Source organism: Anabaena cylindrica UHCC 0172 (genome assembly GCF_034931625.1).
Classification (GTDB): domain Bacteria; phylum Cyanobacteriota; class Cyanobacteriia; order Cyanobacteriales; family Nostocaceae; genus Anabaena; species Anabaena cylindrica_A.
This window is the reverse complement of sequence record NZ_JAYGGY010000005.1, coordinates 53349-67539: the sequence shown is the minus strand read 5'-3', so window position 1 is coordinate 67539 and position 14191 is coordinate 53349. Positions and strand designations below refer to the sequence as shown.

Sequence of the window (14191 nt, the reverse complement as noted above, 5' to 3'; positions counted from 1 at the left end):
TTTCTTTAACGTTACTGTTCCACTTGTAGCTTAACGCACTGCAATATAACTGTGCTAATCAAAATATTAAAATTTGATCAACCTTCTACCTAACGCTCCTAAACCACTCAGTCACCCCATCAGCCAAGGTCTTCGCCATTTTTTTCTGTTCTTCTGGGTTCGTTACCTGTTCAAACTCATAAGGGTTACTCATAAAACCCAATTCTAATAATACCGAAGGTGCAGTAGAGGGACGAGTTAAAGCTAAATTATTCCAAAATACGCCATAGGAAGGTTGGCGGAGTTTGTTCACTACGTAATTATGTAAAAATACTGCTAGGCTGTGTGCTTGGGGATGATACCAAAAAGTACCGAAGCCTTTGGTTTTTTCCGCATCGCCATCATCAGGTAAGGAGTTATGATGGATGGAAAGTGCGATCGCAGGTTGTTCTCTACTAATTATCTCCTGACGTTCCACTAAAGACACATCCCGATCATCCTCCCTTGTCATCACCACCTTTGCACCACGCTGCACCAACTCATCCCGCATTAACTTAGAAATCACCAAATTCACGTCTTTCTCTAAATACCCAGTTGGACCACTTGCACCAGATTCTTTACCACCGTGTCCCGGATCTAGTAAGATTTTGATGCCAGATAAGGGTTTTCTATTCTGAATATTCGGTGCATGACGCAGACTCAAGACCAGAGTTGTATTGTCATATCTCAGCTTATATCCCCACTGTTGGAGCTTTTTGAGGTTAAAAGTATATTTAATCTGATTAGGAGTCACCTGTTGCCAATCCAGGCGAGAAATTAGGGGGTCATCATCCAGACGAATTGTATCTGTTTGGGCAGTGGTATTGTAGAGAGTGAGGGCAAAAATGCGATCGCTCTGTTCCACACTCACAGGCACAGGCACTTGCAAAGGAAAACGTATCTCCGTCACTCCAGCTAGTTGACGATATCCCACACTGCGAATTACTGATTGCGGGGGAACTGCACCGGGGAGAATTTTAGTTTCTTTACTATTAATCCAAGCCCCATAATCTAACCGTAACCAATCACCTTCTGTACCTGTAACCGTTGCCCTTGTTCCTTGAGGTAGGGGTGTTAGTCGAGAATAATCGGTACTTGTCCCCGTCCGTGCTACACCTGATGCGGCTATTACCTCAGCAACTGCTAACCGTTCTGGGGCTAGAATCTGCACTTTTCCCGAACCCCGTTGAGTGATTGTCTGACCCTTCAATGTCAATCTAAATAGGGGTTGTCCCAAATCTCCAGGATTTGCGACTGTTGTACAACCTTGGTATTTACTAATATTAGAAATAGTAGCCTGATTGCGCCCGGTTAAAATGCTGGAATTAGCAGGTAATTGTGCTTGTGGTGATTGTGGTGACAAGGGAATAGTTTGATTAGCCAGCTTCACTGAGATATTAGCTTGCGGGGGTGCAACAGCACTAAAACAAATCAGTTCTCCTGGCAGTCTAGCAATATCAACAGCGGGAGTCAGTGAATCCTTCGCAAAACCTAAACCTTGTGGTAATTCTGGTTGAGTAGAAAGCCTTGTTACCTTAATCTCTCGTTCCTGATTTTGGTAGCGAACTTTAAATATATTTTCTCCTAACTGCAACGGGAAACTAGGGGAAAAATGACCAGCCTTGCTACGATTAACAGGTTTACCATTAATTAGAACTTGTCCATCTGCTGGTGCTGTACCGATAAAAAATATTTTTTCTGTACTGGTTTGGTGATTGGCTGGAGGATAAACCACTAAAAGTGATGGTTGTGGTTGTGCCAAAGCCAGGGAGGAGGTAAGAATAAAGCTAAATGATACTAATCCTAAAAGTTTTTTCACGGCAAAAATACAAAATATTTAATGATATTAACTCGATGGGACGAAATCTATTTTTAGAAATTTTTGCTACATTATTCCAAAATACACCAATAGAAGCTCTTGTTTCTTTTGATAATGGTGTCAGTCGAAAATAATCAGTACCAAGTCTAGTACGAGACATACCTGATACTACTGTCACCTCAGTAACTGGCAGTTGTGCAGGTGTCAAAATTGAAATTTTGCCCTAACCAAGTTGAGTAGCAGTATTACCATTCAATGTCAAACTAAATAGAGGTTGTTCTAAATCGGCAACTTTGGCCACTGTTGTACAGCCTTGATATTTGCTAGGACTAGAAGTAGTTGGCTGATTTCTTCCCGTCAATACGCTGGAATTTGCAGGTAATTAGGCCTGTAACGGTTGTAGTGACAGGGGAATTGTTTGATTAGCCACTTTAACAGAGACACTAGCTTGAGGAGGTGCAATAGCCCCAAAACAGATCAGTTCTCCCGGTAATCTAGCAATATCGACAGCAGGAGTTAGATAATCTTTAGCAAAGCCTAAACCCTCTGGGAATTCTGGTTGAGTAGAAAGCCTTGTGATTTTAATCTCTCGTTCCTGATTTGGGTAACGGAATTTAAACACATTCTCCCCTAACTGCAAAGGTAGACTGGGCGAAAAATGACCAGCCTTGCTGCGTTTAATCGGCTTACCATTGATGAGAACTTGTCTATTTGCTGGTGCTGTACCGATAAAAAAGATTTTTTCTGTACTGGTTTGGTAGTTTGTAAGGGGAAAAACTACTAGAAGAGAACTTTGTGCTAAAGCCACGGAAGAAGTGAAGAGGAAGTTAAATACTACTAATCCTAAGACTTTTTTCACGGCAAAACACAGAAGATTTTACGATGGTGACTGTGAGACAATGAGTAATAAAGGATAAAGAATGAAGCATGAAAAAAAAGCCCATAAATCGGAACAAAACACGTCGATTTATCCTTGGGTTACAATTCATCCTTCATACTAATGCAAGTAGACAGAACGCAAAAGTGGTGAAAGCTTGTTTGAGCAGCTTTTAAACCTTTTTTAACTAGTTAGTTAGTTACTTGTGCTATGTTTCATTAGCCTTCAGGTATAGGCTTTATCTTTCCACAGACGGGATGTATTTTTAGAAGTTACTAGAAATTGAAAATACTATGACTAAGTTTATCTTTGTAACTGGAGGCGTTGTTTCCAGTATTGGTAAAGGCATTGTAGCAGCAAGTTTGGGACGATTGCTGAAATCGCGGGATTATTCGGTATCTATTCTCAAACTTGATCCCTATATTAACGTCGATCCAGGTACGATGAGTCCCTTTCAACATGGGGAAGTTTTTGTGACCCAAGATGGTGCAGAAACAGATTTGGACTTGGGACATTACGAACGCTTTACTGATACTTCAATGTCCCGATTAAACAGCGTTACTACTGGCTTGATTTATCAGTCAGTAATTAATAAAGAACGCCGTGGGGACTATAATGGAGGCACTGTACAGGTAATTCCTCATATTACTAATGAAATTAAAGATCGGATTCTGAGAGTTGCTAAAGAAACCAATCCTTCAGCAGTGATTACTGAAATTGGTGGGACTGTGGGTGATATTGAATCACTGCCATTTTTAGAAGCAATTCGCCAGTTACGCAAAGAGGTAGGACGGCAGAATGTATTATATATGCACGTCACCCTGTTGCCTTGGATAGCCTCAGCGGGTGAGATGAAAACCAAGCCAACACAACATTCTGTGAAAGAACTGAGATCGATTGGCATTCAACCAGATATTTTAGTATGTCGGAGCGATCGCACTATCCCTGTAGGTTTAAAACAAAAACTATCGGAATTTTGCGATGTCCCAGTAGAATGCGTCATCGCTGCCCAAGATGCCAGCAGTATCTATGAAGTACCGCTGATGTTGGAACGGGAAGGACTGGCACACCAAGCCCTAGATTTACTGCAAATGGAACAGCGTCAGCCCAATTTGACGCAATGGGAAACGATGGTAGAACGGATGTATAGTCCTAAATACAGCATCGAAATTGCCATTGTTGGTAAATATGTGCGTTTAAGTGATGCTTACCTTTCTGTGGTGGAATCCCTGCGTCATGCGGCTATTGCTACTCATGGCGATTTGCGTTTGCGGTGGGTAAACTCAGAAGCTTTGGAAAATGAACCAGCAGAAAACTATCTTGCAGGTGTTGATGGTATCGTTGTTCCTGGTGGTTTTGGTAGCCGAGGCATAGATGGTAAGATTGCGGCAATTAAATACGCACGCGATCGCCAAATCCCCTTCTTAGGTTTATGCTTAGGAATGCAATGCTCTGTGATTGAATGGGCAAGAAACGTCGCAGGATTAGTCGATGCTAATAGTGCCGAATTTGATCCTTACACCAGCGATCCAGTTATTAACCTATTGCCTGAACAACAAGATGTAGTCGATTTAGGCGGAACAATGCGTTTAGGTCTTTATCCTTGTCGCGTTATACCCGGCACACTAGCCTTTGATTTATATCAAGAAGAAGTAATTTACGAACGTCATCGTCACCGCTATGAATTTAACAACGTTTATCGCAGTCCATTGTTAGATTCGGGCTATGTTATTAGTGGAACTTCTCCCGACGGGCGTTTAGTCGAAATTGTCGAATTACCCAATCATCCATTCTTTCTCGCTTGTCAATTTCATCCAGAATTTCAATCCCGTCCCAGTAGTCCCCATCCTTTATTTAAAGGATTCATGCAAGCTACCATTTCCCATACTCATCCCACCCCAACCACACCAAAACCAGTCCAAGTTTTTTAAACCCTCACCGATTTTGAAGCCCCCGCTGCACCGCTTGCAGTGGTGGGTAGTTCACCTGAAAATACAAAATGTAGCAAAAATCAGAATTTGGGTAAAATTACTTTTAGGAGATACAAACAAATATGTAGTCTGTGTTGAGGCAATTTTGTGGCTTACTGGGTAAAAATACAAGATCAAAGGAAAGAATATGTAATTAATTTCGACCGTGTAAATACTTTTTGCTATGAAAAAAACGGTAGAATTACCTTTTGGTTACCCAATAGTTACATACCTATAGTTATTAACCCCCATAGTAATTGGGAAGATTATCAGAAAATTTCCAAATATATAGAGTACGCCCAAGGACTGGAATCAGACAATGATTTTTGGGTAAAAATAACATATGAGAGAAAAGAATATGTCATTAATCTTAACTACATTAGTTCTTTCTGTCAGGAACAAAATGGTAGGTTAACCTTTTGGCTACCAGATATTAATTTTCCTATTATTATTAACCCTACAAATAATGCAGAATCTTACGCAAAGGTTATTTACTACCTAAAAAAATACACAGGATTTTATTTTGATAATTTGTAATTCGTAAAAATCTAGGACTTACGCAACTGGCATATTAACTCCCCAATCTCCTAAATCTTTGTCAATGCTAATTTAGCAGCACCTACCATTCCTGCTGAGTTACCAAGTTGTGCGGGTAAAATCTGCAACCCTAGACGCGAAGTAGGTAAAACACGCTTTTCAATTTCTGTTTGCATTGATGGTAGAAAAAATTCAAAACTAGCACTGACACCACCACCAATAATCACTGCTTGGGGTGTGAGAACATATATTAAACTTGTTAAACCAATTCCTAAATCCTGACCATATTCTTGCCAAAAAGTCAATGCTTCAGGATCTCCTGCTTGGGCAAGTGCGCCTAATTCTGCTGGTTCTTTGCCAGTGCGACGACGAATAGCAGAAATTGCAGTATGCTGTTCCAAAGAACCTTGATTACCACTACTACACATTGGCCCATCGGGATTTAAGGTAATTAAACCTAATTCTGCTGCTGCACCTTGATGTCCGACAAATAATTTACCATCAAGGATAATTGCCCCTCCAACTCCAGTCCCCAAAGTTAGTAAAATCAGATTTTGAAACTGACGGCCAGCACCTAACCAAGCTTCCCCTAAACCGGCACAGTTAGCATCATTAGCTAAAATGGTTGGTTTATCAGTTTTTGCTTCTAACCAATCTGCTAAAGGTACATCATGCCATCCTGCCAAATTAATGGCAACTTTGGCAATGCGTCCAGTTGCGTCAGCAGGGCCAGGAGTTCCCACACCTATAGCTATAGTTTGATTATCTAGGTCAATTTGAGATATGGCATCAACTATTGCAGATAATACGGCTGCTGGTGTTGCAGGTTGGGGAGTATCCACAGTTAATGATTGTAAACAATTACCATTTTCTGTAAATCGCCCCAGTTTAATCGCAGTTCCCCCTAAATCAATACCAATTACTTGATTACCCATTACCCATTACCAAGTCTATTGATTTTTACTAATAATTCGCACATTCGCAACTGGGTATGAATTATGACTTACCCGTTGCCAATCTATTACAGGTGCGCCTTTTAAAATACCAGATAAAGCTACAGAAAGCATTAACCCACCGGTTGCAGCAGCAATTAAAGTAATATTATCTTTCACAATAATCTCTTGTATTTGTTTAGTTGTCGTTTGCTAGTTGAAGGGGTTTATACTGCAAATGGTTCATTGTTTAACCAAATATGGAACCCCTCTCCATAGACGCGAAGCGGCTTCTCGAAGAGTACCTCTCCCCCTTCGGGTTTACCAGTCGCCTACGGTGGGAAACCCGCCTACTGCGCTGGTTCACCGCAACGGGGAGAGGCTTTGAACTTATTCTTTGTATTATAAAAAAGTCCAGGTTTTAGCAATTTTGAGTATAGCACTGCTAAACCCCTAAAGTCAGTTGTTTGTTCTGTTTCGATGATTAATAACCAATAACTATTGCCTATTTTCTCTTCTTAGACGAGGATTAACAAAGTCGTTTAACCCTTCACCAAGTAGTGATAACCCTACAACCATAATTGTCATTGCTAAACCAGGAAAAAGTGTCGTCCACCAGATGCCTGTGGGTAGTGCTTCCAGAGCTTGTTTTAAATCATATCCCCATTCGGGGACTTCTTCAGGCAATCCTAACCCTAAAAATCCTAACCCGCCTAAAACTAATATGGCATCTGCGGCGTTGAGAGTAAAGAGGACGGGAACGCTTTGAATGACATTAAAAAATAAATAGCGTGACAGGACAACCCAGGTAGAAGCGCCCATTGCTTGCGCGGCTTCGATGTAAACTTCGGTTTTGACGCTGACGGTGTGGTTGCGAACTACGCGATAATATTGGGGAATGTAGGCGATACTAATTGCGATCGCAGCATTCAATATTCCTCTCCCCACCACAAATGCCAATGTTACGGAAAGTAATAATCCTGGCAAAGTATAAATGCTATCCATGAGGAATAGCAAGATTTTATCTAATTTTCCGCCTAAATAGCCACTTACCATCCCTAGCGGTACACCAATTACCATACTTAGTGCAGTAGCCAATATCACTACTTGCAGCGCCGCTTGCACACCAAATATAGTCCGAGAAAAGACATCATAACCTAAACGACTTGTACCAAACCAATGTTTAAGTGAAGGTGCTTCATGAATAGGGTTAGAGAGAAATTCTTTCGGATTTTGCAGCCACCCCCAACCCTGTAATACAGGTGCAAAAAAGGCTAAAAAGATAAAAAATAGCGTCATACATAACCCTATCAGCATAAATCGCTGGGATAGGTTAGATTTGGCAAAATTAAGAAAACTCGGTATTTGGCGTTTTGTAATGGTCATGGGAGACTGTTGACTGGGGCTTCTTAAGACTCGTTCCCAGTCTGAGACTGGGAATGCAGATGTTGAGGCTCTGCCTCAAATAATCTAGAGTGATGCAGGCAGAGCCGGGGAAAGAGAAAACGAGAGAAATATCACCCTACAAATTACTTTCAATCAACTGTCGATACTCACTCTTCTGTTTGACACCCTTAACTTCCTTCACCAATTCCTGATCTTTAAATAATTGCACAGTTGGAGTTCCTGTCACTCCGGCATTCTCAGCAATATCTCTATCTTTATCAATGTCGATTTCCACAAAGTGGATTTTACCATCGAATTCATCAATTACTTTATTTAATATGGGTTTCAATGTATGACAGGGACCGCAACCGGGAGAGATATATTTTACTAAGATCAAGCGATCGCTATCATGGAATAATTTTCTTAAAGCATAACCACCCTCATGGCGTGTAGCTTGCAAATTAAACTCCGCTTCCGTTTCCGTTGTCTGTGTTCCTGGCTGAGGTTTTAATTCATTAACCGCTGTTTCAGGTAAATGATGGAACTCATGGATTAAACCCTTTGATGATAACCATCTTTCCGCTAACATCGCCGCCATACAACCAGTACCCGCAGCTGTAATAGCTTGCCGAAACTCATGATCCTGCACGTCACCGGCAGCAAATACACCATCTATACTAGTTTCCACACCACCATGTTTAGTGATGATGTATCCCACCTCATCCAAGTCTAATTGTCCTTTAAATAACTCTGTATTGGGCGTATGACCAACAGCATAAAATAACCCTTTAGCTGGAATCGTTGTTTCTTCCCCAGTTTGATTATTACGAACTTGCACACCAGTCATCTGTTCCTTACCTACTACATCCACCGCTTCTGTATGCCAATGTATCTGAATTTTCGGGTTACTCAAAACCCGATCTTGCATAGCTTTAGAAGCTCGCATTTTCTCAGAACGCACCAATAAATGCACCGGAGAACCGTATTTAGTTAAATAAATTGCTTCCTCTGCGGCTGAGTCACCTGCACCAATAACCACCAACTCTGCACCACGAAAAATTGGACTTGCACCATCACAAATCGCACAAGCAGAAATTCCCCGACTCCAAAATTCATTTTCACTGGGTAAACCCAAACGTTTAGCTGTCGCACCAGTAGCGATAACTATACTATGCGCCTTTACTTCCCTTTCGTGCGATCGAATAATAAACGGACGCTGACTCAAATCAACAGCGATCGCATCCTCAGTATATAACTCCGCCCCCCAGCGTTCAGCCTGCGCCTTCATATTATCCATCAGTTCCGGGCCTGTTATCCCTTGGGGAAACCCAGGAAAGTTCTCAACCTCTGTCGTTGTCATCAGTTGTCCCCCCGGTAAACCCCCCGCTTGGAATCCTTCAAAGACAACAGGTTTTAAATTAGCACGTCCCGCATAGATAGCCGCTGTGTATCCAGCAGGGCCAGAACCGATAATTACCAAATTTTCTACTGTGAGGTTAGTCATATATTTATCCAAACTCATAACGACTACGCTTAATTAATTTAATATAGCATAAATTGAGAAGTGGTAATAACAACAAGATATCTCGTTCCCAGTCTCCGGCTGGGAATGCCATCACAGAGGCTCTGCCTCTTGTCACTAAAGGCAGAGTATTCTAAAATTAGTTCCCAATACAAAGTATGGAAACGAGAAATTCCTCATGTTGATATAAATTTTAACTATTGGGGCATACTGTTATTGATCTGTATACTCCCTTCCCACTCAAGGAATAGACATAGAGTTAACCCCAGAATAGACTGATTTTTCGATCAATTAATGTCTAATTTTACGCTGGGAAAGGAGTATCTGCCAAAAGACAACTAGAAATATAGAGACGTTTCCTCAAATATCTCTATATAACCAATAAATATCAGCAAGTATCATCATCAACAGACCATTAAGAGCGATTACCATGACAAATTCAACATCCGATTTATGGGCAAAAATCCGCCAACAATTTGATAGCTCCCCCTATCCCACAATTCCCTTAGATAAATCACCTAAAAATGATCTTGATTTACTCTACATTCATAACTTAGTCACACCTTACTATTTAAGAAACCAAAAAGTTATAGATACTAAAGACAAAGTAATTTTAGATGCCGGATGTGGCACTGGTTATAAATCTCTAGTTCTAGCCGAAGCAAATCCTGGAGCCAAAATTGTCGGTGTTGATATATCTGAAGAGTCGGTTAAACTTGCACGGCAGCGTTTGGAATATCATGGTTTTGATAATGCTGAATTTCATGTTGTGTCAATATATGATTTACCCAAGCTAGATTATAAATTTGATTATATTAATTGTGATGAAGTTCTCTATCTTTTCCCTGATATAGCTGTGGCGTTGCAAGCAATGAAAGTTGTATTAAAGCCAGATGGTATTATTCGTAGCAACCTACATAGTTCACTTCAGAGAGTAAATATTTTTCGCGCTCAGAAAGTCTTTACTCTGATGGGTTTGATGGATGGAAATCCAGAAGATTTAGAAATAGAAATCGTCACTGATACCATGAAGGCTTTAAAGGATAATATCAATCTCAAAGCTACAACTTGGACTGCGGGCTATGAAGGGGAGGAAAAAAAAGAAACTATTCTTATGAACTACTTATTCCAAGGGGATAAGGGTTACATAATTAATGATATTTTTTTAGCTTTGAATATGGCTGATTTAGAGTTTATCAAGATGACGAACTGGCGACAATGGGACTTGATGAACCTATTCAAAGAACCAGATAATTTACCTGCTTTTCTAGGAATGAGCTTACCGGAAATATCTATAGAAGATAGTTTACATTTATTTGAACTTCTCCATCCTATTCATAGATTACTGGATTTTTGGTGTGGTAATCCTCAAGCAGCACATACTGTTGTACCGATTCCCGAATGGACTGATTCTAACTGGGAAAATGTAATAGTACATCTGCATCCACAATTAAAAACCTCTACATTCAAAACAACCGTTATCGATTGTATAAGCAAGGGCAAAACCTTTCCTATCCGTAAATATCTAGCTTTAACAGAGGAATTTGTTTATATAGATAGCTCAATAGCTCTTTGCTTGCTACCTGTGTTTGACAAACCCTTACCTATGATGTCCCTAGTGGAGCATTGGCAAAAGTTGAGACCTCTTGATCCTCTGACAGCAGAACCTACAGATAAAGTCAAGGTTTTTCATTTATTACAAAAGCTGCTACAGGTTCTAGAGGATTTTGATTACATTATGTTAGAGCGTCAATCCTGATTCTATTTCTTAGTGAGTGCTTTATAGTTCCTGATCTCAAGCATCAAAGCCTTCTCGCAACTCTGTAGAAGCGGAAAGTGCAAAAATCCTATAGATGTTAAGTCGATTATCTTCTGAAAAGTCTAGATTTTAGTCAGATTGGTCTTGTCATGCCAGATTTTTCACCAAACACTAAATAGCCGTAAGCCTTAATAAATAAGCTTTTTAGTCTATTTATTCCATTTAGTAAAAAAAGTTTTTCCGTAGGGTGATATGAAACTGATCAGATGTGGGTAAGTTATTAGCACAAGGGAAAAAACAATACTTCACCCCAAGGAAAACTACTATGAAAACTGAACTGAAAGCTAAATTTATCCAACACCTCCTCGGCAAAAAAAATAACAACGAAGGTTTCACCTTAATTGAACTGTTAGTTGTAATCATCATTATTGGTATTCTATCAGCGATAGCTCTACCTTCCTTCTTGAACCAAGCGAACAAAGCCAGAGAATCTGAAGGTAAACAATACGCTGGTTCTATGAACCGTGGACAACAAACCTATTACTTAGAAAATCAAACCTTTGCTACTGACATCACTCTCATGGGTTTAGGTATTGCTACTGGTACTACTAACTATACTTACAAACTTGAGAAAATTGGTGGTGGTGCTTTAGATGCTGCTGGTGCTTTGGTTGCCTCACTTAACGTTGCAGAGCCAAAAAATGCCGCTAACTTGAGAGCATTTATCGGTGCTACTGACCTGATTCAATCTGGTGGTGCTACAACAACAACTGCAATTCTATGTCAGAAGAAAGATGCAGGTGCTTATGCTGCTAACGGTGTAACGGTTACAGCAGCAGTTGACACAACCGCACCAGTATGCGCTACCGCCAATGGCTTCAAAGCAATTGAGTAGTCAGATGTATGAAATGGATTTAAAACTTACTGAATTTTTGAAACCATTACTACAGACAATTTGATATTACTAAGCAAAAGTAGGCATCTTTTTACCTACTTTTTATTTTATTTTTACTACTTTTCATTGTTGTAGTTATGAATAATTTTGAATCTTTAAAAAAACAAGCTTTTACAAATTTCTACACAGGTGACTATTTCCAAGCCTCAACACTTTATCAAGAATTAATTAATCAGCAACCAGAAGTTAAAGAATATTACTGGTATTTAGGATTATCCTTACTTTTGCAAGGAAAAGAAGCAGAAGCACAGACGAGTTGGATGTTAGCAGTTTTTGATGGAGAAGATGCAGAAATTGAACAGTGGACTTATGAATTAGTTACAGTTTTAAAAACAGAAGCACGAAGACAGGAAGAATTACAAGAATATAAATTTGCTTGGGTTATTCGTCAACATCTTCGAGAAATTATTCCTGAAGATATTAACAATATTTTAGAATTAATCAAACTATCACTAGAATTAGAAAATCTCACAGAAGAGAATTTTCAAGAATTAGAAATTATTGAAATTTTAAATTCTGACTTAGCAAAAATAGATAGAGAATTATTATTTACTGTCCTACAAAAAACTCTCAAATTAATCTGGTATGAACCTTGGATCTTAAATTTTCCTCAAGCTTGTATTTCTTATCTAGATAATTTACAACTTACTCATACTGTAATGTTAACTGCTTTGGAAGCAGCTTATACAGGACATAGATTTGATTTAGCTATTAAATATGCTGAATTAGCTTTAGATATCAATTATCCCGACGCGGAAGTTATTTCGGAAGTTTTGAGTCATTTAGCAGCTTTTCATTATGAGCTAGGTGATTTTGATCAAGGTATTGATATTAGTAAAAAGATATGTAATCTAGCTGAAAAGACTAATGATTTTATTAATGCTTACGTAATATTATTACAGGGTTTTCTACGTTCTGGAGGAAGATGGTATGAAGCTTTACCAGTAATTGATAAATATGAAAGTTATTTACATCAGCTAATTGAAGAACAACCAAACTTAGAGAGAACTAGAATTTATCGCTTATTAAACTGTACATATTATTTACCATATATTCGTGATACACCTAGAGAAAACAGATTCTTGCATAATCAAGTTTTGCAAGTTTGCCAAAACAATATTCAAATTTATGCTCAAGAACAGTTTAATCGTTATTCTCAATCTAATGAGAAAAGAATTAAAACACCAAAAAAACAACTGAAAATAGGTTATCTGTCCCACTGCTTAAGAGAACATTCTGTAGGTTGGTTAGCAAGATGGTTATATCAACATCATAATCGCGAAGAATTTGAAATTTATACTTATTTTGTAACTTATCGTTCTCATATTCATGATTTCTTGCAAGATTGGTATGAACAAAAATCAGATCATGTTAGAAAACTGGGAAGAGATGGCATCGAAATTGCTGAACAAATATATCAAGATGAAATTGATATTTTAGTAGATTTAGATAGCATGACTGCGGATATTAGTTGTGAAGCAATGGCATTGAAACCAGCACCAATTCAAGTAACATGGTTAGGTTGGGATGCTTCAGGAATACCAACCATAGATTACTATATTGCAGACAATTATGTGTTACCAGAATATGCTCAAGAATATTACAGTGAGAAAATTTGGCGTTTACCAAATACCTATTTAGCAGTTGATGGTTTTGAAATTGGTGTACCGACTTTAACTAGGAAAGGTTTAGAAATTCCTGATGATGCTGTGATTTATTTTAGCGCTCAAGCAGGTTATAAGCGTAACCCTGATAATGTGCGGTTACAAATGAAAATTCTGAAAGAAGTACCCAATAGTTATTTTTTAATTAAAGATATTAATAAAGAAGTAGGAGTAGTGAGACAGTTCTTTGAACAAATTGCCGAAGAGGAGGGAGTAAGTAAGGAAAGATTACGTTTTTTGAATAAAGTCCCATCATCAGCAATCCATCGTGCTAATTTGCAAATTGCAGACGTGGTATTAGATACCTATCCCTATAATGGTGCAACTACCACGATGGAAACCCTGTGGGTAGGTGTACCGTTAGTAACAAAAGTGGGAGAACAATTTTCGGCTCGCAATAGTTACAGCATGATGGTAAATGCGGGTATTACCGAAGGTATTGCTTGGAGTGATGAGGAGTATATTGGATGGGGTGTACGTTTGGGTAAAGATAAAAAATTAAGACAACAAATTACTTGGAATTTACGACAGTCAAGACAAACATCACCTCTGTGGAATAGTAAGCAATTTGCTAGTGAAATGGAAAATGCTTATCAGCAAATGTGGCAAAAGTATCTTGATAGCAAATAGGCACGTCGTAAGGACTTTTATCTTCAACTATCAAATCGAATTTACCAAGGGTGCTGTAAGACAACTCAAAAACTTCCAACCGAATATTAGAGAAAGAAGTGATTTGTAAAGAAGATTTGAGA

At 39.0% G+C, this 14191-nt stretch carries 10 protein-coding genes and 1 pseudogene; 5 read left to right on the top strand and 6 right to left on the bottom strand.

Annotated features, from left to right (window positions below):
- Nucleotides 1-85: 85 nt before the first annotated feature.
- Together VB713_RS02730 and VB713_RS02725 are read right to left on the bottom strand one after the other, a co-directional pair.
- Nucleotides 86-1837 (bottom strand): N-acetylmuramoyl-L-alanine amidase, encoded by a 1752-nt coding sequence (locus tag VB713_RS02730; RefSeq protein ID WP_323310050.1) that lies wholly within the window; start codon nucleotides 1835-1837, stop codon nucleotides 86-88.
- An 88-nt stretch (nucleotides 1838-1925) separates the two neighbouring features.
- Nucleotides 1926-2696 (bottom strand): annotated as a pseudogene (locus VB713_RS02725) (N-acetylmuramoyl-L-alanine amidase); the annotation flags it as partial.
- Between the two features lie 311 nt (nucleotides 2697-3007).
- Between VB713_RS02725 and VB713_RS02720 the strand changes: the two are divergent.
- Both VB713_RS02720 and VB713_RS02715 read left to right on the top strand, forming a co-directional pair.
- Nucleotides 3008-4645 carry a CTP synthase gene (locus VB713_RS02720; RefSeq protein ID WP_323310049.1) on the top strand — a complete coding sequence of 546 codons (1638 nt, stop codon included), beginning with the start codon at nucleotides 3008-3010 and terminating at the stop codon, nucleotides 4643-4645.
- Between the two features lie 147 nt (nucleotides 4646-4792).
- Nucleotides 4793-5221: a hypothetical protein gene (locus VB713_RS02715; protein ID WP_323310048.1), complete on the top strand. Its 429-nt coding sequence runs from the start codon at nucleotides 4793-4795 to the stop codon at nucleotides 5219-5221.
- Between the two features lie 50 nt (nucleotides 5222-5271).
- Here VB713_RS02715 and VB713_RS02710 read toward each other — a convergent pair whose 3' ends face one another.
- The 4 genes from VB713_RS02710 to trxB form a co-directional block, all read right to left on the bottom strand.
- Complete coding sequence (locus VB713_RS02710) at nucleotides 5272-6156, bottom strand: ROK family protein (RefSeq protein ID WP_323310047.1); 885 nt, start codon at nucleotides 6154-6156, stop codon at nucleotides 5272-5274.
- A 15-nt stretch (nucleotides 6157-6171) separates the two neighbouring features.
- Nucleotides 6172-6333, bottom strand: coding sequence for a hypothetical protein (locus tag VB713_RS02705; protein ID WP_323310046.1), 162 nt, complete (start codon nucleotides 6331-6333; stop codon nucleotides 6172-6174).
- A 318-nt stretch (nucleotides 6334-6651) separates the two neighbouring features.
- A complete protein-coding gene (locus VB713_RS02700) occupies nucleotides 6652-7539 on the bottom strand; it encodes an ABC transporter permease (RefSeq protein ID WP_323310045.1) in 888 nt (295 codons plus the stop codon).
- Between the two features lie 136 nt (nucleotides 7540-7675).
- A complete protein-coding gene (trxB, locus tag VB713_RS02695; protein WP_323310044.1) occupies nucleotides 7676-9043 on the bottom strand; it encodes a thioredoxin-disulfide reductase in 1368 nt (455 codons plus the stop codon).
- Between the two features lie 448 nt (nucleotides 9044-9491).
- Here trxB and VB713_RS02690 point away from each other — a divergent pair, with 448 nt between their 5' ends.
- From VB713_RS02690 to VB713_RS02680, 3 genes are all read left to right on the top strand, one after another.
- Entirely contained in the window at nucleotides 9492-10820 is a 1329-nt protein-coding gene (locus VB713_RS02690) for a class I SAM-dependent methyltransferase (RefSeq protein WP_323310043.1), read from the top strand.
- Nucleotides 10821-11145: 325 nt separating this feature from the next.
- Nucleotides 11146-11715, top strand: coding sequence for a type IV pilin-like G/H family protein (locus VB713_RS02685; RefSeq protein ID WP_323310042.1), 570 nt, complete (start codon nucleotides 11146-11148; stop codon nucleotides 11713-11715).
- A 137-nt stretch (nucleotides 11716-11852) separates the two neighbouring features.
- Complete coding sequence (locus VB713_RS02680; RefSeq protein WP_323310041.1) at nucleotides 11853-14069, top strand: O-linked N-acetylglucosamine transferase, SPINDLY family protein; 2217 nt, start codon at nucleotides 11853-11855, stop codon at nucleotides 14067-14069.
- Nucleotides 14070-14191 lie beyond the last annotated feature (122 nt).

What these genes read in the sequence shown, in the direction of transcription:
- VB713_RS02680 (WP_323310041.1), top strand. Translation starts at nt 11,853, where the DNA reads ATGAATAATTTTGAATCTTTAAAAAAACAAGCTTTTACAAATTTCTAC.
- VB713_RS02700 (WP_323310045.1), bottom strand. Translation starts at nt 7,539, where the DNA reads ATGACCATTACAAAACGCCAAATACCGAGTTTTCTTAATTTTGCCAAA.
- VB713_RS02720 (WP_323310049.1), top strand. Translation starts at nt 3,008, where the DNA reads ATGACTAAGTTTATCTTTGTAACTGGAGGCGTTGTTTCCAGTATTGGT.
- VB713_RS02690 (WP_323310043.1), top strand. Translation starts at nt 9,492, where the DNA reads ATGACAAATTCAACATCCGATTTATGGGCAAAAATCCGCCAACAATTT.
- VB713_RS02685 (WP_323310042.1), top strand. Translation starts at nt 11,146, where the DNA reads ATGAAAACTGAACTGAAAGCTAAATTTATCCAACACCTCCTCGGCAAA.
- trxB (WP_323310044.1), bottom strand. Translation starts at nt 9,043, where the DNA reads ATGACTAACCTCACAGTAGAAAATTTGGTAATTATCGGTTCTGGCCCT.
- VB713_RS02710 (WP_323310047.1), bottom strand. Translation starts at nt 6,156, where the DNA reads ATGGGTAATCAAGTAATTGGTATTGATTTAGGGGGAACTGCGATTAAA.